This window comes from Kaistia algarum (assembly GCF_026343945.1).
In the GTDB taxonomy this organism is placed as follows: Bacteria; Pseudomonadota; Alphaproteobacteria; order Rhizobiales; family Kaistiaceae; genus Kaistia; species Kaistia algarum.
Genome location: NZ_JAPKNJ010000001.1, coordinates 2,222,910 through 2,247,929, shown reverse-complemented (window position 1 = coordinate 2,247,929; position 25,020 = coordinate 2,222,910). Strand labels below are relative to the sequence as shown.

Here is a 25,020-nt window from a genome sequence, read left to right as displayed (position 1 = left end):
ATGGATATCCTGGCCTATCTCTCGGATCCCGTGACGGTCGGCTTCCTGCAGGCCACCACGCGCCTCGCCATTCCGATCATGCTCGCGGCACTGGGCGGCATGTTCGCCGAGCGAGCGGGCGTGCTGAACATCGGCCTGGAAGGCACCATGCTGAGCGGCGCCTTTGTCGGCTTTGCCGTGGCCTTCGCCAGTGGCAACCTGTGGCTCGGCGTTATCGGCGGCATGGTGGCCGGCGCCGTCATCGGCCTGATCCTGGCCTTCTACACGGTGCGGCTCAGCAGCAACCAGGTCGTCGTCGGCATCGCCATCAACCTGCTGATGGTCGGTGTCACCAGCTATGCCTTTCGGGCCCTGTTCGGCACCGGAACCAACGCACCGCGCGTGACGCCCTTCCCGGCCATCGACATCCCGTTGCTGCACCAGATTCCACTGCTCGGCCCACTGCTGTTCCAGCAGGGCGCTCTGGTCTATGTGGCGCTGCTGCTGATCCCCGCCGCCTGGATCGTGGTCTCGCGCATGGCGATCGGCACGGCGATCACCGCTGTCGGCGAGCATCCGGCCGCGGCGGAGACGCTGGGCATCTCGGTCAACGGGATCCGCACCCTGTGCCTGGTGGTCTCAGGCCTGCTGGCGGGCCTCGGGGGTGCCTTCCTGTCGCTGAGCGCGACGGGCCTGTTTCTGGACAACATGACAGCCGGGCGCGGCTATATCGCATTGGCGATCTTGCTGCTCGGGCGCCGCAATCCCTGGGGCGTTCTCGCGGCCGCGCTCTTGTTCGGCGGAGCGGATGCGTTCCAGCTGCGCGGCCAGAATCTCGGGATCGGTGTCCCCTATCAGTTCCTGGTCATGCTGCCCTATCTTCTCACCGTCATCGTGCTGATCGGCTTTGCTGAAAAGGTGCGCGACCCCGCGGCGCTCGGACAGCCCTTCCAACGCCACAAGGCCGAATAGGACTTTGGGATGCTCATCGACAGCCATCTGCATCTGGATTTCGACGAATTCGCCACCGACCGCGACGAGGTGATGGCACGGGCCGCGGCGGCCGGCGTCGACGCCTATGTCTGCATCGGCATTCGCGTGCGCGATTTCGGCCGGGTGCGAGCCGTCGCCGAGACCTATGACAATGTCTGGTGCACGGTCGGCACGCTGCCTCATTTTGCCGACGAAGAACATGACGTCACCGCCGCCGAGATCGCAGCCCATACCCGCCACCCGAAAGTCATCGGCATCGGCGAGGCCGGTCTCGACACGTTTTACGGCAACGCCTCCTGGGATGCGCAGGTCGCTGTATTCCAGGCCCATATCGATGCCGCCCGCGAGACCCAGTTACCGCTGGTGATCCACTCCGTGCGGCAGGACGCGGCCATGATCGACATGTTGCGGAGCGGCATGTCCAAGGGCCGTTTCCGCTTCGTCGTGCACGCCTTTTCCGGCGGCCCCGAACTGGCCAAGACGGCGCTGGAGCTCGGCGGCTATCTCGGATTCGGCGGCCTGCTGACCTATCCGGACAACCATGCCATGCGGGAGATCGCAGCATCGGCCCCTGCCGACCGCCTGCTGCTGGAAACGGATTCCCCCTCGCTGGCGCCTGTTCCCTACCAGGACGAGCGCAACGAACCGGCCCATATCGTGCGGACGGCTCAGCTTCTGGCAGAGTTGCGCGGCGTCACGGCTGACGAGCTCGCCCGCACGACATCCGACAATTTCTATCGCTTGTTCGCGAAGGCGCGTCTCTGACCCGCTCTTCTTCCGGATCTTCGTTGGAAGGGATCCGCCTGCCGGACGCTCCGCGCCTGATCGACGCCGTCCTGCAGGCGGAAACAACGTTCAGGGAAGCCGGCTGCGTTCGGGCTGCTTCAGCGTCTCCTGCGCGGCCTTCAGCTGGGCGCGTGTATACATCAGCGCGTGGGACGCCAGATCGTGGCTGTCCTCCCAGAGATTGCGCCAGATGCCGAGGATACCTTCCAGCGGCTGGCCGACGACGCGCGAGGAGAAGCTCTCGAACGCGATCGGTCCAGTATAGCCGATCGCGACCAGCGTCCGGAAAACCTCGGCGAGGTTGATGGTGCCCGAGCCGAGATAGCCGCGATGCGAATCGCCGGTGTGGAAATAGCCGATATACGAACCCGTATCGCGGATCGCCGCGCCGATATCCGATTCCTCGATGTTCATATGGTAGACATCGAGATGAACCTTGACGTTCGGCGCGCCGATCCGCTTGCACAGCTCGACACCCTGAGAGGCGGTGTTGAGCAGGTTCGATTCGTACCGGTTCACCACTTCCAGGCCGAGCGTGATGCCGCTGGCGGCCGCCGTCTCGGCGACTTGTCCCAGCACTTCCGCGGACATCGCCACACCGGCGCTCGTGGTCGGCCAGACATTCTTCTGGAACGCCGAATGCAGGATGCCGCAAACATATTGCGCGCCGAGATCCCGGGCGACGCGCACCGCATCCTCGAGCTTCTGTTTGCCGCGCGCGGCCTTTTCCTTGTCGCCGCTGGAAATATCCGTATCGGCGTCCAGCCCCAGCGACAGGTTGATGCCGATCCCGTTCAGTTCCAGCTGGCGGCGGGTGAAATCGACATCGATCGAGCCGGGATCGAGCGCCGGTGCCTCGATGAAATCATATCCGACCTCGGCCGTCCTCGCGATCGCCCGCGTGCACTCCTCGTGGCTCCATCCCGCTTCCCAGACGAGCGCGTGAACGCCGAGTTTGTTCATTTCAGTTTCTCCTCCCTTTGACACGCCTGCGTGCCGATTCTTGGTTCGACGCAAGATGGCCGGGAATCGCTCCCTTCGAAAGAGCCTTTCAGCGAGCCACCGTGCCGACGCTACTCGCCATAGGGGATCCAGATGTTCTTGACCTGGGTCGCCCGGCCGAGGAATTCGCGCCCTTCTCCGGAGGCCGGGCCGAACCAGTCCCGTTCGACCGTCTCCGTCCAGACCTGCTTCAGGTTTCCGGCCGACGCCTTCTCGACCCGGCTGGCGATCTCCGACGTCCCGAAATACCAGACGCCGTCCACTTCCTCGTGCTTCGACAGATCGACGATCAGGGCATCGCGGTCGCCGGTCACGATGTTGACGACACCGTCCGGCAGATCCGATGTCTCGAACACCTGGTAGAAATCGGTCGCGGCGAGCGCATAGCGCGGCGAGGGAAGGGCGACGACGCGATTTCCCGTGGCGATCGCCGGTGCGAAGGTCGAGACGAAGCCCAGCAGGCCCGGGCTTTCGGGACAGGCAATGCCAAGAATGCCGACCGGTTCATTCATCGCCAGCGCCACGCCGCGGATCGGGGGTCGATGCACCGCGCCCTCGAACTTGTCGGCCCAGGCGCCATAGGAGAAGAGCCGCGACACGGAAGCGGCCACTTCCCGCGCGCTGTCCTGCTTGCGCTTGCCGGTCATGGCCGACAGACGGTCGGCAAATTCCGAAGCGCGCGCCTCCAGGTTCTCGGCGATGTAATAGAGGATCTGCGCGCGGTTATGCTCGCTCGCGCCGGACCAGCCGGTTGCCTTGCGCGCCGCCTCGACGGCATTGCGGATGTCCTTGCGGTTGCCCTCGCCGACCTCGCCCAGCACCGCGCCGGTGGGCGTCAGGACAGGGCGTGAATAGCCGCCATCGGGCCGCGCCTGCTTGCCGCCGACATAGAGCTTGGCGGTGCGATCGACAAAGGCCGTGCCGAGGACGTCGCCGGTCGGCGCCGGCTGGGGCTCGGAGCGAAGCGGGACGGCCTTGACGCCGCGTCTGAGCTTGGAATAGGCCGCCAGCCCCTCCCGACCGCCTTCGCGCCCGAAACCGGATTCCTTGTAGCCGCCGAAACCGACCCCGGCATCGAACATATTGGTGCCGTTGACCCAGACGACACCGCATTTGAGCTTTGGGGCGATGTCGAGCGCGAGCGACAGCGTCTCGGACCAGATCGAGGCGGCGAGGCCATATTCGGTATTGTTGGCGAGTTCGACCGCTTCTGCGGGCGTGCGGAACGTCGTCGCTACCGCCACGGGGCCGAAAATCTCGACCCGCGCGACGGTCGACGCCGGGTGAACCCCCGTCAGCAGCGTTGGCGGATAGAAGCAACCGCCTTCCGGCAGGCGGGCGCCCGGCTGATGCAGCTTCGCACCCTCCTGGACACCGAGCTCCACCAGTTCGCGGATGCGCTGGAGCTGCACCGGATGGACGATCGCGCCCATGTCGATCGCCTTGTCGAGCGGATTGCCGACGCGAAGCGTCTCCATGCGCGCCCGCAGCTTGGCGACGAAGCGATCATGGATGCCTTCCTGCACCAGCAGGCGGGAGCCCGCGCAGCAGACCTGGCCCTGATTGAACCAGATGGCATCGACGACACCCTCGACAGCCGCGTCGAGATCGGCATCTTCAAAGACGATAAAGGGCGATTTGCCGCCGAGTTCGAGCGTGAGGCTCTTGCCGGTTCCGGCCGTCGCCTCGCGAATGATACGGCCGACCTCCGTCGAGCCCGTGAACGCGATCTTGTCGATCTCGGGATGGCGGACGATCGCCTCTCCCGTCGTGCCGTCACCCGTGACGATGTTGACGACTCCGTCCGGCAGGCCCGCCTTCTGGCACATCTGCGCAAACAGCAGCGCTGTGAGGGGGGTGTATTCCGCCGGCTTCAGCACGACGGTGTTGCCGAGCGCGATGGCCGGGGCGACCTTCCATGCCAGCATCAGCAGCGGGAAGTTCCACGGAATGATCTGGCCGCAAACGCCGATCGGCTCCCGATCGGCGAGTTCGCTGTCCATGAGCTGCGCCCAGCCGGCATGATGATAGAAATGGCGCGCGACGAGCGGGATGTCGATGTCGCGGCTCTCCCGGATCGGCTTGCCGTTATCGAGCGTTTCGACGACGGCGAAAAGGCGGCTGTGACGCTGAATGAGCCGCGCTAGGGCGTATAGATACCGAGCGCGCTGATGACCGGAGAGCGCCTTCCATGCCGGCCCCGCCTTCGCCGCAGACTTCACGGCTGCGTCGACATCCGCCGCATTGGCGAGAGCAATCTTTGCCAGCACCTCGCCGGTCGCGGGCGCGACGGTGTCGAGCGTGGCGCCGGATTTCGCCTTACGCCAGGCTCCGCCGATGAACAGCTTCGTCTCGGCACCAAGGCTACGGATCCACTCCCGCGCCTCCTTGTCGCTCTCGGGGGCGGGACCGTATTCCATCGTTTCGAGGATCTCAGCAATCGACATGGGACTCTCCGGGATCGCTCCCTGACCCGATGCAACCGAAAGGTCGCTCAGGCCATCGAATGGTGGCTGAAGGAGGCGTAGCGCCCGGTGACATGGTGTTCGAGCTGGCGCTCGATATCCGCCAGAAGCGACGAGGCACCGAAGCGGAAGAGGTTAGGCTGCAGCCAGTCATTGCCCAGCTCTTCCTTGATCAGGGCGAGATAGGCGAGCGCGTCCTTGGCCGTCGAGATACCGCCGGCCGGCTTGTAGCCGACGACATGCCCGGTCATCTCGCGATAGTCGCGGATCGCCCGGATCATGGTGAGCGTCACGGGAAGCGTCGCATTGATGCTTTCCTTGCCCGTCGACGTCTTGATGAAATCGGAGCCGGCCATCATGGCGACCCAGGAGGCGCGGCCGACATTGCGGAGCGTCTGCAGATCGCCGGTGCCTAGGATGGTCTTCATATGCGCAGGTCCGCACGCATCCTTGCAGGCCCGGATCTCGTCATAGAGCGCGCGCCAATTGCCGGTGAGGACATGCTCGCGCGTAATGACGATGTCGATCTCCTCGGCGCCATCGGCTACCGAGGCCCTGATTTCCTCAAGGCGCGTCGCGAAGGGGGAGAGGCCCGCCGGGAACCCGGTGGAAACGGCGGCGACGGGAATGCCGGAGCCCTGGAGCGCATCGACCGCCGTCGATACGAAGCGGTGATAGACGCAGATCGCGCCGGTGGTAATCCTCCGTTCGGACAGGCCGAGTGCCGCCTGCAAATCGGCGCGCAGCGGATGCATCGCCTTGGCGCAGAGCCGGCGCACGCGCCCGGCCGTGTCGTCGCCGCTGAGCGTCGTCAGATCGATGCATTGAAGGGCGCGGACGAGCCAGGCCGCCTGCCAGTCCTTCTTGACGGTGCGCCGGCCGGCCAAAGCGGCGGTCCGGCGCTCGGCAGCGGACAGATTGACCCTCAGGCTCTCGACCGGATCCGCAGTGAAGGCGATGCCGGGATTGGACGGCTCGGGTCCCTGCACGCGCGTTCCCGCAATCACCCGCAAGCCACGATCCGTCATGCTGGACGCCTCCTGAGCGCTCACGCCGATCTCCCTGCTACATCACTTCCCAACCTATCATGTTGTACGTATAACATGCCAACATGACTGTCAACGAAACGGACCTGCGCTGGCCCTGCGAATTCCGAGGTTGGCAAAGGCGGTTGTGTTGTTGTTATGCTTACATGACAAGTTTTTTGGACGCCGCCAGCCGGTGGAGACTCGCCGATGATTAACCGCGCATCCCCGATACCGCTCTATTTCCAGCTGGCGGAAGTCCTGAAGCAGGAAATCCAGTCCGGCGCCCTCGCTGTGGGCAGCAAACTGCCGACGGAGAACGAGCTTTGCGAACAATATGACGTGTCGCGAAGCGTGGTGCGCCAAGCCTTGCAGTCGCTCTCCCAGGAAAACCTGATCGAGACCGAGCGCGGCCGGGGGGCCTTCGTGCTGGAGCGCAAGGTTCCGATCGAGATGGCTCAGCTGCTGGATCCGCTGCAGGAGAGCATGGCCAAGGCCGGCTTCAAGCTGACGACTCGGGTGCTGAAGCAGGAATTGATCACGGCGCCTGCCTATATCGCCGACCAGATCGGCGAGAGCGATGCCATCTTCCTGGAGCGGCTGCGCTTCGCAGACGGCATCGTGTTCCTGGTCGTGCGGAATTATCTTCCGTTTTCGCGCACCCCGGACCTCCTCGCCTCGCAGGATCTTGACGAGGTCTCGTTGTACCGCCATCTGGCCGAGCGCTACGACATCGTCGCGACGACCGGAAAGCGCCAGGTCGAACTCGCGAAACTCAACGATCAGAGGACGGCATCGCTTCTGCAGGTCGAACTCGGCAGCTACGTTCTCTTCAATCGCGAGGTGACCTATGACCAGAACCGGAAGGTCATCGAATATTACGAATCCTGGCACCATCCCGATCGGACCCGGCTGACGATCGACCTGCAGCGGCGCTATTGACGGAGCGTTGAAGCCCCTCAGCGGGTCGCAAGGAGCCGGCGAGCCTCGTCGATGACGCGGTCCGCCGTCACGCCGAGATGGCGGTAGACTTCCGGACCCGGCGCCGATTCGCCGAAGCTCTCGACGCCGACGACGGTGCCCGGCCCCTTGAGGAACTGGTGCCAGTAGAGGGGCGACCCTGCCTCGACGAAGACGGCGGGCGTTCCGGTGGCGAGGACCTCGTTGCGGTAGCCCTCGTCCTCACGGGCGAACAGATTGCCGTTGGGGATAGACACGACGCGCACCGTGAGCCCATCGGCCTCGAGCCGGTCGGCCGCGGCGAGAGCAAGGGCAAGCTCGGATCCTGTCGCCGCGAGCACGATATCGGGCTTGCCGGTGCCCCGCTGGCGCAGCACATAGCCGCCGCTCCGGATGCCGGCGAGATCGGACGGCCCATGCGCGAACACGGCTCCATCCTGGCGCGCGGCGATGATGACGCTCGGCCCCTTCCGCTCCAATGCCGAATGCCAGGCGACCAGCGCCTCCAGCTCCGAGCCGGGGCGCCAGACCGAGATATTCGGAATGGCGCGCAGCGCGACGATCTGCTCGACCGGCTGGTGCGTCGGCCCGTCCTCGCCGACGCCGATCGAATCATGCGTGTAGAGGAAGATCGAGCGCAGACCCATCAGAGCGGCCATGCGCACGGCATTGCGGCTGTAATCGCTGAAGACGAGATAGGATGAGCCGTAGGGGACGAGGCCCCCATGCGCCGCCATGCCGTTCATGATCGCGGACATGCCGAATTCGCGCACGCCGTAGTGCAGGAAATTGCCGCTGAAATCAGACGCCGTGATCGAGCGGGAGGCCGAAGTCCAGGCCAACGTCGAAACGGACACATCGGCGGAGCCGCCGATCAGTTCGGCGGCCAGTCCGGCGAGCTTTCCGGCGACCCGGCTCGAAGCCCGCCGGATCGGCTGCTTGACGGGGTCGGTGATGACGATCCGCTGGGCCTCCTCTTCCACCCAGGCCATGATGGCCGGGGACACTTCGCCCGCCATCCGGCGCTCGAATGCGGCGGCGAGTTCGGGATGCGCCGCGCGATAGGCCGCGAACAATTCGTTCCAGGCGGCCTCCTGCGCCGCGCCGCGGGCGCGGGCGTCCCAGGCAGCGTAGATATCGTCGGGAACGAAGAAGGCCGGGTGGTCCCAGTTCAGCGCCTGGCGCGTCAGCGCAACCTCGTCGGCGCCGAGCGGCGCGCCATGCGCCTCCTCCTTGCCCTGCTTGTTCGGCGCGCCGAAGCCGATGATCGTCTTGCAGCAGATCATCGTCGGGCGATCCTGTGACTGCCGCGCCAACGCCAACGCCTCCGACACAGCCTTCGGATCGTGGCCGTCGACATCGGCGATCACATTCCAACCGAGCGAGCGGAAGCGCGCCGGCGTATCGTCGGCGAACCAGCCGCCAACCTCGCCGTCGATCGAGATGTTGTTGTCGTCATAGACGGCGATAAGCTTGCTCAGCCGAAGCGCGCCGGCCAGCGACGCCGCCTCCTGCGCGACGCCCTCCATGAGGCAGCCATCGCCGACAAAGACATAGGTGGTGTGGTCGACGATCGGGAAGCCGTCGCGATTGAACTCGGCCGCGAGTTTGCGTTCGGCCAGCGCCATGCCGACGGCATTGGCGAAGCCCTGCCCGAGTGGACCGGTCGTGGTCTCGACGCCGGCGGTGATGCCATATTCGGGGTGTCCCGGCGTCTTCGAATGCAGCTTCCGGTGGCGCCTCAAATCCTCGACCGTCAGGCCATAGCCGGAGAGATGCAGCAGCGAATAGATCAGCATCGATCCGTGGCCGTTGGACTGGACGAACCGGTCTCGATTCGCCCAGTGCGGATTGGCCGGGTTATGCTTCAGGAAGTCGTTCCAGAGGACTTCGGCAATATCCGCCATGCCCATGGCCGTTCCGGGATGCCCCGAATTGGCCTCCTGAACGACATCGACCGTCAGGAACCGGATGGCATTGGCGATGTCGCGCCTGGCGAGGGACTTCATGGCTCGGAACCTCAATTGGAATGCTTTGACTTATTGTGTTGTCCGGACAGCATGGGTCGGCGCCGCGCCCTTGCCCGATCACGGGTCCAGCCCGACCGGCCGCGGCGCCTCAGTGCGCGGCGGGCCGTTCGGCGAGCAGCTCCTGCCCTGTGATGATCATCTCGACCTCCTGGACCGTCGTCGTCTTCGGATCGATGTCGTCGGCAACGACACGGCCGCCGCGCATGACGATAATCCGGTCGACGACCTGGAAGACGTGATGGATGTTGTGGGCGATGAAGATGCAGGAATGGCCGGCATCGCGCATTTCCCGGACGAAGCGGAGTACGCCCTGCGTCTCGGCGACGCCGAGATTGTTCGTCGGCTCATCGAGAATGATGAGGTTCGACTCGAAATACATGGCGCGGGCGATAGCGACGGACTGGCGCTCGCCGCCGGACAGTGCGCTGATCGCGGTTGAGGGCGGAATGTTCTTCTCGATCCCGACCCGCTTCAGAAGCTTCCTGGTGACCTGCTCCATCAGCTCCTGGTCCATGCGGTTCAGGAACTTCCAGCCCTTGATCGGCTCCCGGCCGAGGAAGAGATTGCGCGCGATGGAAAGCTGCGGCACCAGCGCCGAATCCTGATAGATCGTCTCGATCCCGCTGGCGATCGCGTCAGTGGTCGAACGGATGGCGACCTTCTTCCCCTTCACATGGATCTCGCCGGACGACATCGGTACCGCGCCGGAGAGCACCTTGATCAGGGTTGACTTGCCGGCGCCATTGTCGCCGAGCAAGCCGACGACCTCCCGGTTGCCAACATCGATATTGACGTCGTGCAGCGCCTGGACGGCCCCGTAGAACTTGTTGACGCCGCGCATGCGGATGAGTTGTTCGGTCATGCTCAGGCGCCCCCACCGTTCCGCCGTGCGAAGATGGCGCGCAGGATCATCATCCCGAGGATAATCGCGCCGATGAAGATGTTGTAGGCGAGGCCGGGCACGCCGACGAAGACGATGCCGTTGCGCATGACGCGCAGCAGAAACACGCCGATCACCGTGCCGACGATCGTGCCACGGCCGCCGGTCAGCACCGTGCCGCCGATCACAACCATGGCAATGACCTCGAGCTCATAGCCGGTGCCGCTGTTCGGATTCGACGCTGCGGTGCGGATCGAACTCGTGATGCCGGCGAGGGAGGCCAGGGCCGCGGAAAGCATGAAGAGGGCGATCTTCGTCCGGGCGACATTCACGCCGCGCGCATGGGCGGCGTTGGGGTTGCCGCCGACGGCCTGGAGCCAGTTGCCGAAGGCGGTCCAGCTCAGCACATAACCGGAGACGACGGCCACGACGGCGAAGATGGCGAAGGAGGAATAGAAGCGGAAACCGCCGATATAGAACGAACCCGCCAGCCCGTCGGTCAGCCAATTGTTGCCGCCGCTCCAGGTGCGCTGGGGGAATCCGTCGGTGATGTAGAGCGCCGTTCCACGCACGACCAGCAGCATGCCCAGCGTCACGAGGAAGGACGGGATCGCGAGCCGCGTCGTGATGTAGCCGTTGCACCAGCCGATGAAGAGGCTGACGGCCATCGTGATCGCGAAGGCGGCTTCCAGCGATACGCCGGCGCTGTTGAACAAGGTCCACATCAGCACGGCCGAAAACCCGAAGACCGATCCAATGGAGAGATCGAATTCGCCCGCCGTCATCAGCAGCGTCATAGCGAGGGCCATCAGCCCGAGCTCGACCGTGAACGCCATGATGTTGCTGAGATTGCCCAGCGACAGGAAAGCCGGACTCATAATACTGAATATGATGAACTCGGCGACCAGCAATATGAGCGGTCCGATCTCCGGACGCCGGATGAGGCGTTGAAACATGCTGCCCTCGGATTGAAGATTTCAAAAAAGAGGAGGCATGCACCGATGGTGCACGCCTCCCCAGGCAGCATCACTTCTTGGGAGACATCATCTCGATATACTTGGGCGCGTCGGCCTTTTCGTACATCGAGCCGGTGAGGATATTGAAGTTCGGGGTGATCCCGCTGCGGGCCATTGCCGCGAGCGAGAGGGCGAGATAGCTGGCCGCCTGCGGGTCGTGCCAATGCGCCGCCTGCACATAGCCGTCCACCACCTCATTGGCGGTGTCGAGCGAGTTGCCCCAGCCGACGACCGGGATATCGCCGGGCTTCACGCCGACCTGGTCGAAGACGCGCTTGACGCTGCCCGAGACGAGATCGCCCAGCGGGAAGATCGCGTTGATCTTGCCGCGATTGGCGGTGAGATAGTCGCTCATGCGCGAGATGATCTCGGCCTGGTCGAGCGTCGCCTCGGTCACCTCCCAGGTGATGCCGAGCGGCTTCAGCACGCTGGCGATGCCCTTCTCCTGGTCGGCGCCATAGGTCGCGCCGGGAACCTCGACCGGCATCCAGATGAAGTCACCGGGCTTCACGAGCTTGTGGTCTAGGGCGTACTGCGCCGTCTCGGCGCCTGCCTTGAAATTGTCGCCGCCGACAAAGGCGAGGAAATGCGCGCTTTCATCGTTCGAGTTGAAGGCGATGATCGGGATCTTGCTGGCGGTCGCCTCGGTGGTGAGCTCGACAAGCGAACCCGCCTGGGGGCTCGCCGCCACGATGCCGGCTGCGCCAGCCGCGATCGCCGCACGCACGGCTTCCTGTTCAGACGGTACGTCGCCATTGTGGAAGGACGTCTGCACGGTGTTGCCCGTGTCCTTCGCCCATTGCTCGGCGCCCGCGAGATAATACGTCCAGACAGGGTCCGCCGGGGATCCATGCGAGATCCAGAAATAGGGCTTCTTGTCCTCCGCGTGGACGGCGGTCGCGAACAGAGTCGCGGCGGCCAACAGCACGCCAGCCAAGGCACGCTTCTTCATAGACTTATCCTCCCACTCTGATCAGCTGAGCCACCATCCTCCAGGCAGCCAACATGCCGAAGCTAGTCATATACTGACGAGCTGTCAATGTGTTGTACGTACATCATTATAACATGATTTAGTTGATTCTGGTGACGAATGGCGCTTCAGAGTTCACCTCTCGATCGGAACCAGGCCAACTGGGTCGTGTCGTTCGGAGCGCACCCTATGCCGGCTCAATTCCGGCATCGATCCGAGCCGCAGGCTGGGCACGGCAGCAATGCCGAGGCAGAGCGCACGCGTTTTCGGGCGACCAGATATCGGTTTCCGTCATTCGCCGCCCGCATGGGACGACGATCGATCGGCCCTAGGCCACGCCTTCGATGCCCTGCCATGGCGCGCTCGTCTCGAAGGCGGAGGCGATCGGAAGCGGTTTGCCGAGAAGGAACCCCTGCGCCTCCGTGCAGCCGATACGAGCAACGGCGGCCAATTGCTCCGACGTTTCGATGCCCTCGGCCGTCGTGGCCATGCCGAGCCGATGGGCAAGGCCGGCGACAGACTCGACAATGGCCGCGCTGTCGGCGCTGTGGGCCATGTCCTGGATGAAGGAACGGTCGATCTTGATCTTGTCGAGGGGGAAGGCCCTCAAATGGCTAAGGCTGGAGAACCCGGTGCCGAAATCATCGAGCACGATGCGCACCCCAAGGGCCTTCAATCGCCGCAGGACCTCCAGGTTACGCAGATCATCGGTAAGCAGCGCCGTTTCGGTGATCTCGAGTTCTACCCGTTCGGGAGAGAGGTTCGTCTCGCGCAGGACATCGACAATCGTCGTCACAATATCGCCGATGGCGAGCTGGACCGGCGACAGATTGATCGCGACCTTCAACGCGCCCGGCAGGCTGGCAACGTCTATGCAGGCTTGGCGCAACACCCAGGCTCCGAGTTCGACGATCAGCCGCGTCTCCTCGGCGACGGGGATGAAAATGTCGGGTTTGATGAAGCCCTGCTGCGGATGCTGCCAGCGCAGCAAGGCCTCGAAGCCACATAGCCGGCCGGACTTCAGATCGAAGATCGGCTGATAGACTAAGGCGAACTGGCCCTCGGCGAGAGCCAGGCGCAGATCGGCCTCCATCTGCAGCCTGTCACGGAGCCGGGCTTCCATTTCCGCGACGAAGACGCAGGTCGTCGACCGACCTTTCGCCTTGGCCTCATAGAGGGCCAGGTCGGCTTGCTGCAGCAGCATGTTGGGATCCGCCACCGACCCGTCACCGAGGGCGATCCCGATACTCACACTGGTGCCGATGGTGTGACCGAGGATCCGGTAGGGCTCGCTGAGCGCCCCTATGATACGAGCCCCGAGAGTCTCCGCGTCCATTGACGAGGCCGGGGCCAGCTTGATGATCGCAAACTCGTCGCCGCCGAGGCGCGCGACAGTTTCGCCAGGGCCGACACAGGCATTCAGCCGCTCGGCGACGGTTCGCAAAAGCGCATCGCCGACCTGGTGGCCGAGCGTGTCGTTGACGTCCTTGAAGCGGTCGAGATCAAGGTAGAGCAGCGCCATGGGCGCGCCGCGCGCGCTGGCCAATCCGAGGGCATCCTTGATCTGTTCATGGAAAAGGGTCCGATTGGGCAGTCTCGTCAGTTCATCGTGGTGAGCCAGGAAGCGGATCCGGCTCTCTCGCTCGGAAAGCGCCTCGTTCTGACGCCTGGCCTCCTCGGTTGCCTCATTGGCCCGCCGATTGGCTTCAGCGAGTTCGGCGAGCGTCATCTTGAGCGGGGTAATGTCGGTACGAATTCCGACGACACCGCCATCCGCCATCCGGCGGTCGTGAACGAGCAGCCAGCGCCCGTCTGGCAGAAGCCGTTCATAGGCGCCACTGGCCTGCCGATGCCAGGCGATCGTCCGCTCGATGAATGCCTCGTGGGCTCCTTCAGCCTCTGGATACTGCCCAAGCTCAACGCCCCTTCGGAGAACGTCCTCAGCGGTAGTTCCAGGGACCATCAGAGGCGCGCTGAGTGCGTAAAGCTCACGATAGCGCTGGTTGCAGGTAACGAGGCGATCCTGTTCATCCCACATGACGAAGCCATCGGACATGGCGTCTATGGCGCCTGTCAGCACCGCCGCGGACCGTGCCCGCTCACTGTCCGCCCGTTCGCGCTGCCTGGCGGCGAAGAGCAGGGCCGCGCCGAAGGCCGCAATCAGAGCGACGCGGATCAAGGAGCTGATCGCTATGCGATCGCGATCTGCGCGCCAGCCTGCCAGTACCTCCTGCAGGTCTTGGACAAGCACCACACGGACGTCGGAATAGAGCGAGGTCCGGGCCACGATGAGACGCTCGGCACCATCCTTACCGGAACCGACGAAGGCTTGGCCATCCGCCACTTGCCCGCCCAACTCCGACTCATGCAAGCGACCCGTCTTGATCTCGTCATGCGGAAGCGCCGCGATCAGTTCCCCGCTGGGGCTCTCGAGATGCAGGATCGAGCCCGGAGGCATCCGCGTCTCCGCGATCAGCCCCATCAGCGTGAGCAGCGGCACCTCGGCAACGGCGATAATGCCGTTCCATTCGGGGACGGTTCGCGCCACGTAAAGCGACCATTCGCCCGTCAGCGGATTGCGTACGGGTCCCACGAGCGCTGTCGGCGAGCGGGTGAGGTCGGTGAGGTCGATCGAAAGAGGGTGGCGCATGTCTCGTGAGCGGGCCGATGCGAGGACGGTTCCGTCAACCCGGACGAGCATGAGATTTCGATAGGCGAGCGTCTGGAAGTTGAGCCCCGAGAGCAATTGGCTCGATAGGTCAGTCTCTAGCGGCGAGACCTTCGCCACAGAAAAGAGAGTGGCGAGGCTCGCCAGCGCCCCATGGACCTGAAGCAGCTGACGGTTCAGTGCATTTTCGGCCGCCTGAGCGGAGCGCTCCAGCGAGGATTGCGCGGCGCTGATCGCAGTCTGGCGACTCTGCACCACGATGATCCCGGGGCCGATGATACTGGCCGCCACCATGACGATCGTGGCACCAACGATGATCAACTTCAGGAGGCGCCAGGGCATGGATTAAGGACCAAAGGGCGAAAGGATCACTTTGTGCCGACCTTGATGCCGTGGAGAACCGCGAAATAGGTGTTCCAGTCCTGCATGCAGATCTCACCGCACCGCTCGATCCAACGCGGTAACACCACATCTCTGAGGATTTGGTTGCGTCTCTGCGCATCGGACTGCGAAGTCGCGACGACCGTCATCGGCCTCGCCGGAACAACGCCGCAGTCGGCTGTGCCCGCGTTGCACGCCAGCCCGCGGTTCGTATCCGTCTCGGCCTGCTTCCAGATGCGGTTCTCAAGCTCGGTGACGCCGTTCCGGATCACAAGGCGGTCGGCCGGCGGCAGCGCCTTCCAGGCGGTAACATTGGCGCCGAAGACGGAGAGTCCCCAGCTCAATGCCATGGCGTGCACGTGGGATGTATAGTCGTACAGGCCGATTTCATAGCCGCTCAGCGTCCCGGTGATGGCACAGTCGACGACGCCGTCCCGCAGCGCCGGAGCCACCTCGGCGAAACGCAGCAGCACCGGAATGGCACCAAGCCCCGTCATCAGTTCCGACTGGCTGACCGACGAGGTACGGACCCTGCGGCCGGCGAGGTCGTCGAGTCCCGTGAAAGCTTTGGAACAGAAGACCACTTGGGCGGGGTAGGCGTAGATTCCGAGCAGTTCAATATTGTACCGCGCAAGCAGGATGTCGCGCAGCCTCCCACGAAAGACATGAACCGTCTGTCGAAGCGTCACCATGTCGGGATTGAGAACCGGCTGGTCGACCGCGTTGAGTTCGGGATCGTCGCCGGATACGACCGACAGCAGCGCCGTGCCGATCGGCACCACGCCGAGACGCATCAATTGGAGCATCTCCTGGGGACGCAGCCCGCCTCCATCCATCGGACGGATCATAGCCGCAATGCGTCCTTGCGACCTCCGAGTGATTTCGCTCTCCCAGAACGGCTTCTCCAGCTTCGTATATTGGCTCACCCCGCCCAGTCCGCCGACGATCTGCAGCTTGACGGCAGCCTGACCACGGTCTTCGGCCGGCGCGGCAGCGGACAGGCAGGCCACCAGGGCAAGGCCCGACAAGGCCGCGATCGCGCCCGCGACCCGAATATGGGACAGGATCGACGGCACTCTGGATCCCAATCTCACGTCTCGCCTCCCGGCCAGGCGCCCTTGGCTCTGCGCTTCCCAGCCATCGGGGCGATCGTGGAATCGCTCAGCCTATGGCAGGCGAACGAAATCGGGACGCCTACCCTATAGATGAACCATGCGGCCTCGGCTTTGTCGATCACCCCGGGTTTGCGGGGCGCAAGGCTTCGGTTGCTGTAGCGGCCGGTCCTCCACACAGACGGCCGACAATCCGACGCGATCATCCATTTCAGGGAATTGGGGCGAGAGCCTCGACGCCGCGAAAGAGGCAGCGCCGGATCGACACCCCTTGAAGCGCTTTCTCAGGCAACAGGACGGAATGGATCGTCGTCGACGCGCGATCCCACGGTCCGACGCTGCGATCGTCGGATCTATCTGGCAATCGATCAGATGGCCGAAACAGCGTCTATATTCCGCCCCTACCTACCGCGTCTACATCAATAACAGTAAAATTGAACACTACTAATATAATATCTTATAATTCATTTGACTTATCGGCTATTCATATCCATCGTAATATATCTGACAACTATCTATTTCGGGCAAAAATCAATGGATTATCTGGTTAAAATACTGTTTTTGCTTGGCGGTATATCCGTAGCCTTCTTTGCATATCCCTGGGTGGGCAATGTCCGGATCTTCGTGGTGCAGCCGATTGGCGCCATACCCAAGGGCGTGACCGTCGTCGTCTATGGCGTCGAGGGGCTTCGCTTCATCGACAGCCCGGACGCCTTCTGCCAACGCAAGAGCGGCGGCGTTTCGCTGTTCTGCCGCGGCATGACGGCCGACAAGGTGGTCCGGGAAGGCACCATCCTGCTGCGCCTTCCGTTCAACCGGACGCTTTACGCCCTCTCCAACGCACCGGTTCTCGATCAATGAGGCCAACGGGTCGCCCCGCACAGAGCCGGAAGCCGCGCTCCGGCGCGCGGCGACGGGCAGGCAAGTTCACCACGCGTAGCTGACGCGTCCGGTACCGGCATAGGTTTGCGCATTCTCGGCGAGCTGGCTGTCGAAATAGACGCCCGCCGACAGGCCTCCGGCGAGGCTCAGTTCAGCCCCCGCGGAGGCGAGCAGGGAATTCGCAACGAGCTGGGCGCCGCGGACCTCGAAGCCCACGCCGGGCAACGTCAGAAAGCTGGCATCGATGACGGGATTGCCGCCATCATTATGGGCCCAGGCGAGGCGCGTCCGGAGCGACAGCACAGCTGCGTCGAGGATGATCCTCGTCCCGAGCCGAGCGCCGAGTTCAGTCGTCGTGGCAGTCGTCGTGTTCGAGGCATAGTTCAGCGCGAAGGGCGACGTGTTCACATAGCTGCTCTCGCTATAGGCCGGCATGAAGTAGGATTGGACCTGCAGGGCGGCATATGGCGTGACCCAACTCGAGCCCGGCACGCCGCCGACATTGGGCATGTCGAACTGGTAGCCGGTCTCGATCTTGCCCGCGACGTCATAGGCCACGAAATCCGCCGTGAAGCGGTCATAGCCGACCGCTGTCAGCGCGCGCTGTGTCGAGACGTCATTCAGCGCTGAGGCGAGCGCCGCCGCGACATAGGCGGGCCCGAAATCGGTGCGTCCATAGAGAGCCGCCTGATAGATATCGCTGTCGCCGCTGCCGAGATCATCGGCAAGACTGAAGCTCGCGCGCCCCGCTCCGAGGGCGAAGCCGATGCGCGTGCTCGGGGTCACGAGATAGTCGAGGCCGCCGGAAAAGCCGGCCGTCTTGATGTTTCGGTCATGCGTGGCGAGCGCCACGTCGCCATCGATATTGCTTTCATCGCCATAGCCAGCAACCCAGATGTTGATCAGCCGCGGATCAATGACCGGGGTGCTCTGAATGGCGGCCGTCGCCGCGTTCGCGTGCGCGGAGAGATTGTCTTCCGGACCGTAGCCGAGAACTTTGACCGTGGCCGGCCCGGTGCCGTTTCGATTGTTGAGCGGGGTGGTGCCATTGTTGCCGAAGGCGCCGTGATCGTCGCTCATCCGGCTGAACAGTTCGGTCATGAACGAGTTCATCGCTTGCATGCCGGCAGGCGCAGCGGCTGTGCTGGTCTCCCCGGCGAGCTCGGAAAACGCGGTCCGGAGCTGGTCCGGTGCGAGCAGGTTCAGAACCAGCGGCGCCTGGCCCCCGGCCGCGATATACGCATCGAGCCCTTCGGCCAGAGAGAGCTGGTTCGTCCCCGCAACGGGCGTTCCCGTCCCGCCCGTCGGCGTCCCACCAGTCCCGCCGGTGCCGCCGGTGGTCGATCCACCAGTGCCACCCGTGCCGCCGGTGCCGCCGGTGCCGCCCGTCCCACCCGTTCCCCCAGTGCCGCCCGTCCCACCATCGCCCGGCGTCGTCGGAGTCGGTGTGGTGATGACCTCGCCGAAAGTCGCCTTCTCGACCGTACAGACCGATATCGTATTGGTATCGAGCGTCACGGCGCCATTCCTGGCCAGTGCCGCGCCGCAATTAATGTTGGCGCCGGTGTTCAGCGTGATGCTGGTCAGTGCCAGAATTTCGCCAGCAAAATTCGTCGCCGTTCCGAGGGTCGCCGAACTGCCGACAACGAAATAGACGTTGTTGGCCTGGGCGCCATTGATCAGCGCGACGGAGGAGCCGCTACCGGTCGTCAGCGTGCTGCCGACATTGATGATGAAGACCGCGTTGGGATTGTTCTTCGCATCCAGCGTTACGGTACCCGTCAGTTGGGCCGACGTATTGTAGGAATAGACGCCCGGGGCGAGGACGAGGCCGGCAAGGTCCTGTCCCGTCAGATCGACGGTGGCGGGGCGCGCCGCGAGATTGTTATAGGCGGATACTAGATCGACTTGGGCCTGCACCGCCACTCCGTCGTTAAGATAGGTGGAGTACGGCGCTACGACCACACCTGGAGGAAATCCAGTGACTGCGGTGCCGGGACTGAGTCCAATATTTCCGTTGATGACCGTCGTGCCCGTATTCGTGATCGTGGAGCCGGCGAGGATCGCAAAACTTGCCAAATCCTCGGCATGTGCATTGGACGAATTGAGCGTCACGGCCGAAGAAAGTGAGACGGTTGCGGCTGCGAATATAGTTATGGGGCGCGTCCTCATTGTTTTTTCCTTCGCTGCCTACATATAAGGTCTAGTCAATTATTACCGGCCGGCAGTTTGAACGAGTGAGCAAAATTGCTCACTCCCATATCGATGATTCTGGCCTTCATTAGCAATTCGTGAACATTTTCTTCTTGACTTCGGGAGGCGCCAACATTTGTTTGAGCCAAATCTGTTCTTGACCACACCAGGAACCGGCAAGAACTTATTGAAAACACCGAGAGATCGGGTGCTGTTCTCGCAGGGCGATCCGGCCGATTCCGTGTTTTATATCCAGGCCGGCAAGGTCAAGATCACGGTGGTTTCCGAGCAGGGGAAAGAGGCAGTCGTCGCCATCCTCGGTGCCGACCAGTTTTGCGGGCAAGGCTGCCTGGCGGGGCAGACCACGCGCATGTCCACCGCGTCGACAATCATCGACAGCGAAATCATTCGGCTCGACAAGTCTGTGATCGTCAAGGCCCTGCATGATGATCCCAAATTCTCGGAGATGTTCGTTCAGCGCCTGCTGCAGAGAACGATCCGCGCCGAGGAAGACCTGATCGATCAATTATTCAATTCAAGCGAAAAACGGCTCGCACGAGCGCTTCTTCTTCTGGCCAATTATGGCCAGGAGGGGACGCCAGAGCCGATACTGACGAAGGTCAGCCAGGAAATGCTTGCCGACATGATCGGGACAACGCGGTCCCGAGTCAGCTTCTTCATGAACAAATTCCGGCGACTTGGCTTCATCGACTATGATGGTCATATCGAAGTCTACCCGTCGCTGCTAAGCGTGGTACTTAACGATAATCCTCATACTCGCTACGAAGAATAGCGTCGCCGCGAGTCAGCGTGTGACGATTACGGGCGTTCCGACATCAACGCGATCGAACAGGTCGGTTATGTCTTCGTTATACATGCGGATGCAGCCGAAGGACACGAATCCACCGATCGACTTCGGTGAATTGGTGCCATGGATGGCATATTCCCCGCCGGAAAGCGTCATCGCGGCAGCACCCATCGGGTTGGCTGGAGAGCCCGCCTCGATCAGCTCCGGCAGATTGGGCCGCAGTTTACGGATCGCATCGGGCGGTGCCCAGTTGGGGCGGAGATATTTGCCGCTGATGACCGATTCACCGGCCCATTGCCGCCCGGCGCGTCCAACCCCAACCGGATAGCGTACAGCCTGGCCTGCCCCCAGCACGAAATAGAGCCGCCGTTCCTTCGTTCGCACAATGATCGTGCCCCTTGATATCCCGTGATCATCGAAGACGACGACCTCGCCTGCGATGGCCGGGGAAACAGCCAGAAACGGCCAGAATAAGAAGGCAAAAGACAAAGACAATACAATGTAAAATTGTGCGCAAATGCGCTCATACATTGCGAATTCCTGACTGGATTACATGTGAAAAATGCTCGCTGGGACAGACTAGCACGATCGACAGATCGAATGCACAAATCCACCATCGGATTGATCGTGGGCTCACCGATTCTTCCAGCGGCGAGCGCGGCGCCCAAGCGGCGGCGCTAGCCATCAAGGCCAACCGTCGCCGAGCACGGCCCGCGACCTCGGTCGACAGGCATCCTGCTGCCCCCCGGCGGCAGGATGCCTCGTCTGAGCCTATTGGGCCTTCGCCGGGCCAGCGGCGGTGACAGCGGGCTTCGCCGCGTCCGTTGACGGCTTCGTGCCGGCACTGCCAAGCGCCTTGATCCGCGCCTCGACAAAGGCCGGGGCGCCGGGCTGCGCGGCGGCCAGTCGGTAATATCGCATTGCCTCTTTCCGGTTCGCGCTCACTCCCTTGCCGCTCTCCAGAAGCGATGCATAGCCGGCTTGAGCCAGGACATTTCCCTGATCCGCGGATTTCTTCAGCAAGGCCGCAGCCGTCTTGTTGCTTTGCTTCACGCCCCGCCCGGAAAGATACATTTGAGCAAGTTTGAACTGGCTCCAGGCGTTGCCCTGGTCGGCCGCCGCCTGGTAGAATCCCGCCGCCTTCTTCAGGTCTTTCGCGACACCCTTGCCCTCGAAATATTTGTCGCCCAGGGTGTATTGCGCCCAGGCATTTCCGAGCTTGGCCGCCTTCTCGAAATCCTTCAGGCTTTGCGCTGGGTCAGCCGTTATGCCCTGTCCCGTTTCGAGCACGCGGGCCAGACTGTAGACGCCCCAGGGATTGTCCTGCGCCGCCGACTTTCCGAACAGTTCCGCCGCCTTCTTATCGTCCTTCTGAACTCCATTGCCAGATTCATAGAGCAGTCCGAGACTATATTGCGCCCAGCTATTATTCTTCTGAGCCGACCATTTGTACCATTTGGCCGCCTCTTTATAGTTTTGCTTGACGCATGTGCCGGCCTCATAAAGCTTTCCCATGTTCAGCTGGCCCCAGCCGTCGTTCCTGTCAGCGGCCATGCGGTAATAGGCCACCGCATGAAAGCAGTCGCCGGCCGCCAGCGCCCGGTCGCCGGCCTCGTTGGGACCGGCGGCGGCAAACCCGCAGGATCCAGCCAGAACCGCCGCGGCGAGCGCGATCCTGCGAACATCGAACGAACCAGCTTTGTGCGCGATCATGCGCCGACTCCCCTCATTTCCCACCCTTGCGCGGCTCTCCCTCATAGCGGGTTCGAGCTCGACGAGGGCCATTCGCCCCGTTGAATTTCCAGCTGCCAGGATTCGCGACCTGCGATCGTGACGGAAAGGCCACACTGCCCCAGCCAGCGCGAGGATGGGCATGGCGAAATCTGGCCCTATCCCGGTTCGCCGCTCGGCCGGCGTTGCGGAGCGATCCCGCGGCGCCTATCGTCGGCGCTGTAAAAGCACAGAAGTTACAGTTCGTTGCGGACCATCGGCCGGACGTTGATTCCGTCGCGTTCCGCGCGGGTCTGTAACTTTCGGGGCGGGGTCGGGGGTTGAATCGTGGGTTTTCAGGATGATGGGGGCGCAGCTATCGCGCCTTGCGCCAGAGCAGCGTTGCATTGCGATGCGCGATCGGTCGACTGGCTGATCCTTTGCCGCTCGAGAACGCGCGCGCCCTAGCGGCGCGGCCGTCTATTCGTGATTTCCAATCTCACACGGTTCGGCGGGCTGCCCTGCCTGCTGAAGCGCTGAGTTGCGGAACCGCCCTTGGGCGTTTCTTCCGGTGCTCCATCCATGAATTCATCTACGCCCGAAGCGCCGCACCCATTGCGGTGGCTGTTCCCAACGGAAACCGTCAGGGTACTTGTCCTGCTGGCGATTTCCGTCGTCTGCTTCGGCGCGCTGGGACTGCATCTGCACCGCAATGTCGAGATGCAGACCATCGACCGCGTCCTTTATTACGGGCTGCTGATCGGTCTCTTCTACTGCTGCACCTCCTATCAGATCAGCCGATATGGCGCTGCCAGTCGGGCAGCCCGCCATCGCTTCTTCTCCGATGAGGAGGTCGACTATCTCCTCGATTCCGACGCGCCGGCGGTCACAATCCTGATTCCGTCCTATCGCGAAGAGCGCCGCGTCATCGTCATGACGATGCTCTCGGCCGCGATCACGCGCTATTCCAATCGCCGTATCGTCCTTCTCGTCGACGACCCGCCATCGGATCGCGCCTCGCTCGCCGGCACGCTCGCCGCCGTCGCCGAAGTGCGCAAGATGCTGGCCGGCCCGATTTCCGCGTTCCGCACCGAGCAGGATGCCTGGAACCTTCGGCGCGAGATGGGCTCGATCTCGCTTCGCTACGAGGCGGAGCGGCTATCGCTAAATTACGGGCGCGCCGCGGATTGGCTTGAGGGCCGTGCTCGCTTTTTCGAAGCCGAGATCTCCCCAGAATTCGCCCATGTCGACCGCTTCTTCATCGAGCGGATCGTGCGCGACCTCGCCCGCCGCTATGACGGTGAGGCGGCAGCGGTGGCCAAGCGATCACTGACGCTCGACGATATCGACCGGGAATATGCGAAGCTCGCCTCGCTGTTCTGCGACGACATCACCAGCTTCCAGCGCAAATCCTTCGACAATCTCTCGCATGCGCCCAACAAGGCGATGAACCTCAACGCCTATATCGGCCTGATGGGCGGTTCCTACGCAGTGAGTGGGACGGGCCGCGGCCGCGGCATCGAGCCGTGCGCGGCTTCGGCCAATACCCTGAATATCCCCGAGTCGACCTACGTGCTGACGCTCGATGCCGACAGCGTCATACTCGGCGATTACATTTTGCAGCTCGCGCATCTGTTAGAGAGCCATCCTCGCCGCGGCGTCGCCCAGACCCCCTATCTGGCCTTTCCCAACAGCCGCGAAACCGTCGAACGGATCGCCGGCGCGACGACGGATATCCAATATCTCGTCCACCAAGGCGCGACCTTCTTCAACGCATCCTACTGGGTCGGCGCCAATGCCCTGATCCGCTTCACGGCGCTCCAGGACATCCGCCGCGAGCAGGTCGAGGGCGACAAGACCTGCCCGGTCTTCATCCAGGATGAGACCGTCATCGAGGACACGGGCTCGACGATCGACCTGCTCAACGCCGGCTGGTCGGTGCATAATTTCTTCGCGCCGATGGCCTATAGCGCGACGCCCGGCGATTTCGGCGCCCTCGCCATCCAGCGCAAGCGCTGGAGCAATGGCGGCCTCATCATCTTTCCGATGCTGCTGCGGCAATATCTGGGGTCGCGCGGCCGGTTGCGGCGCCTGCCGGAACTCATATTGCGCTCGCACTATCTTCTGTCGCCACTGATCGGCAACGCCGCCGTCTTTACGCTGATGGTGTGGGCGAGCAAGGACGGACAGGCGCTGATCTGGACGCCTTTCGTGATGATCCCGTATTTCCTTCTCTACGGGACCGATTTGAAGAAGCTCGGTTATCGCGCCCGCGATCTCTTCGCCGTCTGCTCGCTCAACCTCATGCTTCTGCCGGTCAGCTTCGCCGGCATCGCGGCCTCGATTCGCCAGGTGGCGACGGGACGCAAGGGAAGCTTCTCACGCACGCCCAAGGTGGCGAACCGAACGTTCGTGCCCCCCTACGCCTTCCTGTTCAACGGCTTCATGCTGGCTCTGATGTCCGTCTATGTCGTGCAGGGGCTGGTGGCGCGCGAATATCTCGGCACGATCATTCCTGCGGCCAATGTCTCGCTCTATTTCTACGGCCTGCATCGCTTCGTCGGGTTCCGCAACGGCTTTGCCGATCTCCAGCTCAGCATGCGCACGCGCCTCGTCGATGCGATGGAGCGACTTCAGACGGCCACCTTCACGCCATTCTCGGGCGGGCGCGGCCGTCTTGCCGGATTGGCGCTCGTTTCCGCCATCCTGATCCTGACACCGCAGCACTTTGGCGCCACCGGCGCCGCGACGGATGTCGCTTCCGCGCGCGGCGCGCGGCTCGTGGGTCTCGATGCGATGAGCCGCTCCGAACCTGAGAACTTCACGCCCGCGCGCGTCGCATTCCCGGTGCTCGCCTCGCGAGCCTCGGCGATCGACATCGGGACCCAGCCACAAAGTAGCGAGGCGTCGTACCCGACGCTCTTCGCTGGCGACCGCCCCGGCATGCGCGAGACGATAACGCCGCAAGCCTCGATGGTTTCGCTGAGCCCGGCGCTGCTTTCGCCGGCCTTTGCCGACAGGAATTCAGCGCCATCCATGATGGTGTCCGGCGAGGTCCAGCCGAAATGACGATGGCCATGCGAGATGAGTTTTCGGTCCGTCTGGACCGGATGAAATGCAGCAAAGATGGGGCGCCGCGGGCGGATACAGCATCCGCCGC

18 protein-coding genes are annotated in these 25,020 nt (G+C 63.3%); 6 read left to right on the top strand and 12 right to left on the bottom strand.

Going from position 1 to position 25,020, the window contains the following annotated elements; genetic code table 11:
• Positions 1-951: an ABC transporter permease gene (locus OSH05_RS10830; RefSeq protein WP_104221058.1), complete on the top strand. Its 951-nt coding sequence runs from the start codon at positions 1-3 to the stop codon at positions 949-951.
• 9 nt (positions 952-960) lie between these two features.
• Positions 961-1,737, top strand: a complete 777-nt coding sequence (locus tag OSH05_RS10825) for a TatD family hydrolase (RefSeq protein WP_104221059.1) — start codon at positions 961-963, stop codon at positions 1,735-1,737.
• A gap of 90 nt (positions 1,738-1,827) precedes the next feature.
• Here OSH05_RS10825 and OSH05_RS10820 read toward each other — a convergent pair whose 3' ends face one another.
• The 3 genes from OSH05_RS10820 to deoC all read right to left on the bottom strand — a co-directional run bounded on the left by OSH05_RS10820 (position 1,828) and on the right by deoC (position 6,253).
• Positions 1,828-2,721, bottom strand: coding sequence for a sugar phosphate isomerase/epimerase family protein (locus OSH05_RS10820; protein ID WP_104221060.1), 894 nt, complete (start codon positions 2,719-2,721; stop codon positions 1,828-1,830).
• Positions 2,722-2,831: 110 nt separating this feature from the next.
• Positions 2,832-5,207 carry an aldehyde dehydrogenase family protein gene (locus OSH05_RS10815; RefSeq protein ID WP_104221061.1) on the bottom strand — a complete coding sequence of 792 codons (2,376 nt, stop codon included), beginning with the start codon at positions 5,205-5,207 and terminating at the stop codon, positions 2,832-2,834.
• A gap of 47 nt (positions 5,208-5,254) precedes the next feature.
• Entirely contained in the window at positions 5,255-6,253 is a 999-nt protein-coding gene (gene deoC / locus OSH05_RS10810; protein ID WP_104221062.1) for a deoxyribose-phosphate aldolase, read from the bottom strand.
• A 207-nt stretch (positions 6,254-6,460) separates the two neighbouring features.
• Here deoC and OSH05_RS10805 point away from each other — a divergent pair, with 207 nt between their 5' ends.
• Positions 6,461-7,192, top strand: a complete 732-nt coding sequence (locus tag OSH05_RS10805; RefSeq protein WP_104221063.1) for a GntR family transcriptional regulator — start codon at positions 6,461-6,463, stop codon at positions 7,190-7,192.
• Between the two features lie 17 nt (positions 7,193-7,209).
• Here OSH05_RS10805 and tkt read toward each other — a convergent pair whose 3' ends face one another.
• The 6 genes from tkt to OSH05_RS10775 all read right to left on the bottom strand — a co-directional run bounded on the left by tkt (position 7,210) and on the right by OSH05_RS10775 (position 16,231).
• The gene (gene tkt / locus OSH05_RS10800) at positions 7,210-9,219 is read right to left on the bottom strand and encodes a transketolase (RefSeq protein WP_104221064.1); all 2,010 of its coding nucleotides are present in this window, start codon (positions 9,217-9,219) and stop codon (positions 7,210-7,212) included.
• 109 nt (positions 9,220-9,328) lie between these two features.
• Positions 9,329-10,102 (bottom strand): ATP-binding cassette domain-containing protein, encoded by a 774-nt coding sequence (locus tag OSH05_RS10795; RefSeq protein WP_104221065.1) that lies wholly within the window; start codon positions 10,100-10,102, stop codon positions 9,329-9,331.
• Between the two features lie 2 nt (positions 10,103-10,104).
• Positions 10,105-11,076 carry an ABC transporter permease gene (locus tag OSH05_RS10790; protein WP_104221066.1) on the bottom strand — a complete coding sequence of 324 codons (972 nt, stop codon included), beginning with the start codon at positions 11,074-11,076 and terminating at the stop codon, positions 10,105-10,107.
• 70 nt (positions 11,077-11,146) lie between these two features.
• Complete coding sequence (locus tag OSH05_RS10785) at positions 11,147-12,088, bottom strand: substrate-binding domain-containing protein (RefSeq protein ID WP_104221067.1); 942 nt, start codon at positions 12,086-12,088, stop codon at positions 11,147-11,149.
• A 346-nt stretch (positions 12,089-12,434) separates the two neighbouring features.
• A complete protein-coding gene (locus OSH05_RS10780) occupies positions 12,435-15,116 on the bottom strand; it encodes a bifunctional diguanylate cyclase/phosphodiesterase (protein WP_104221068.1) in 2,682 nt (893 codons plus the stop codon).
• 26 nt (positions 15,117-15,142) lie between these two features.
• Positions 15,143-16,231 carry a TRAP transporter substrate-binding protein gene (locus tag OSH05_RS10775; protein WP_207778822.1) on the bottom strand — a complete coding sequence of 363 codons (1,089 nt, stop codon included), beginning with the start codon at positions 16,229-16,231 and terminating at the stop codon, positions 15,143-15,145.
• A 570-nt stretch (positions 16,232-16,801) separates the two neighbouring features.
• On the opposite strand from OSH05_RS10775, the gene OSH05_RS10770 reads away from it, so the two are divergent.
• Positions 16,802-17,128: a hypothetical protein gene (locus tag OSH05_RS10770; RefSeq protein WP_266352190.1), complete on the top strand. Its 327-nt coding sequence runs from the start codon at positions 16,802-16,804 to the stop codon at positions 17,126-17,128.
• Positions 17,129-17,194: 66 nt separating this feature from the next.
• Here OSH05_RS10770 and OSH05_RS10765 read toward each other — a convergent pair whose 3' ends face one another.
• On the bottom strand, positions 17,195-19,321 hold the full coding sequence (locus OSH05_RS10765; RefSeq protein ID WP_104221071.1) for an ice-binding family protein: 2,127 nt from the start codon (positions 19,319-19,321) through the stop codon (positions 17,195-17,197).
• A gap of 157 nt (positions 19,322-19,478) precedes the next feature.
• On the opposite strand from OSH05_RS10765, the gene OSH05_RS10760 reads away from it, so the two are divergent.
• On the top strand, positions 19,479-20,135 hold the full coding sequence (locus tag OSH05_RS10760) for a Crp/Fnr family transcriptional regulator (RefSeq protein WP_104221072.1): 657 nt from the start codon (positions 19,479-19,481) through the stop codon (positions 20,133-20,135).
• A 12-nt stretch (positions 20,136-20,147) separates the two neighbouring features.
• Here the strand turns inward: OSH05_RS10760 and OSH05_RS10755 are convergent, their stop codons facing one another.
• Together OSH05_RS10755 and OSH05_RS10750 are read right to left on the bottom strand one after the other, a co-directional pair.
• Complete coding sequence (locus OSH05_RS10755) at positions 20,148-20,681, bottom strand: L,D-transpeptidase (RefSeq protein WP_104221073.1); 534 nt, start codon at positions 20,679-20,681, stop codon at positions 20,148-20,150.
• Between the two features lie 240 nt (positions 20,682-20,921).
• The gene (locus tag OSH05_RS10750; protein WP_104221074.1) at positions 20,922-22,025 is read right to left on the bottom strand and encodes a tetratricopeptide repeat protein; all 1,104 of its coding nucleotides are present in this window, start codon (positions 22,023-22,025) and stop codon (positions 20,922-20,924) included.
• A gap of 417 nt (positions 22,026-22,442) precedes the next feature.
• Here OSH05_RS10750 and OSH05_RS10745 point away from each other — a divergent pair, with 417 nt between their 5' ends.
• Positions 22,443-24,929 (top strand): glycosyltransferase family 2 protein, encoded by a 2,487-nt coding sequence (locus OSH05_RS10745; RefSeq protein ID WP_104221075.1) that lies wholly within the window; start codon positions 22,443-22,445, stop codon positions 24,927-24,929.
• Positions 24,930-25,020: the final 91 nt, after the last annotated feature.

Bases quoted from the DNA above. Each gene is read 5' to 3' on its own strand.
- OSH05_RS10830 (WP_104221058.1), top strand. From the start codon at position 1: ATGGATATCCTGGCCTATCTCTCGGATCCCGTGACGGTCGGCTTCCTG.
- OSH05_RS10825 (WP_104221059.1), top strand. From the start codon at position 961: ATGCTCATCGACAGCCATCTGCATCTGGATTTCGACGAATTCGCCACC.
- OSH05_RS10820 (WP_104221060.1), bottom strand. From the start codon at position 2,721: ATGAACAAACTCGGCGTTCACGCGCTCGTCTGGGAAGCGGGATGGAGC.
- OSH05_RS10815 (WP_104221061.1), bottom strand. From the start codon at position 5,207: ATGTCGATTGCTGAGATCCTCGAAACGATGGAATACGGTCCCGCCCCC.
- deoC (WP_104221062.1), bottom strand. From the start codon at position 6,253: ATGACGGATCGTGGCTTGCGGGTGATTGCGGGAACGCGCGTGCAGGGA.
- OSH05_RS10805 (WP_104221063.1), top strand. From the start codon at position 6,461: ATGATTAACCGCGCATCCCCGATACCGCTCTATTTCCAGCTGGCGGAA.
- tkt (WP_104221064.1), bottom strand. From the start codon at position 9,219: ATGAAGTCCCTCGCCAGGCGCGACATCGCCAATGCCATCCGGTTCCTG.
- OSH05_RS10795 (WP_104221065.1), bottom strand. From the start codon at position 10,102: ATGACCGAACAACTCATCCGCATGCGCGGCGTCAACAAGTTCTACGGG.
- OSH05_RS10790 (WP_104221066.1), bottom strand. From the start codon at position 11,076: ATGTTTCAACGCCTCATCCGGCGTCCGGAGATCGGACCGCTCATATTG.
- OSH05_RS10785 (WP_104221067.1), bottom strand. From the start codon at position 12,088: ATGAAGAAGCGTGCCTTGGCTGGCGTGCTGTTGGCCGCCGCGACTCTG.
- OSH05_RS10780 (WP_104221068.1), bottom strand. From the start codon at position 15,116: ATGCCCTGGCGCCTCCTGAAGTTGATCATCGTTGGTGCCACGATCGTC.
- OSH05_RS10770 (WP_266352190.1), top strand. From the start codon at position 16,802: ATGGATTATCTGGTTAAAATACTGTTTTTGCTTGGCGGTATATCCGTA.
- OSH05_RS10765 (WP_104221071.1), bottom strand. From the start codon at position 19,321: ATGAGGACGCGCCCCATAACTATATTCGCAGCCGCAACCGTCTCACTT.
- OSH05_RS10755 (WP_104221073.1), bottom strand. From the start codon at position 20,681: ATGTATGAGCGCATTTGCGCACAATTTTACATTGTATTGTCTTTGTCT.
- OSH05_RS10750 (WP_104221074.1), bottom strand. From the start codon at position 22,025: ATGCCCATCCTCGCGCTGGCTGGGGCAGTGTGGCCTTTCCGTCACGAT.
- OSH05_RS10745 (WP_104221075.1), top strand. From the start codon at position 22,443: ATGAATTCATCTACGCCCGAAGCGCCGCACCCATTGCGGTGGCTGTTC.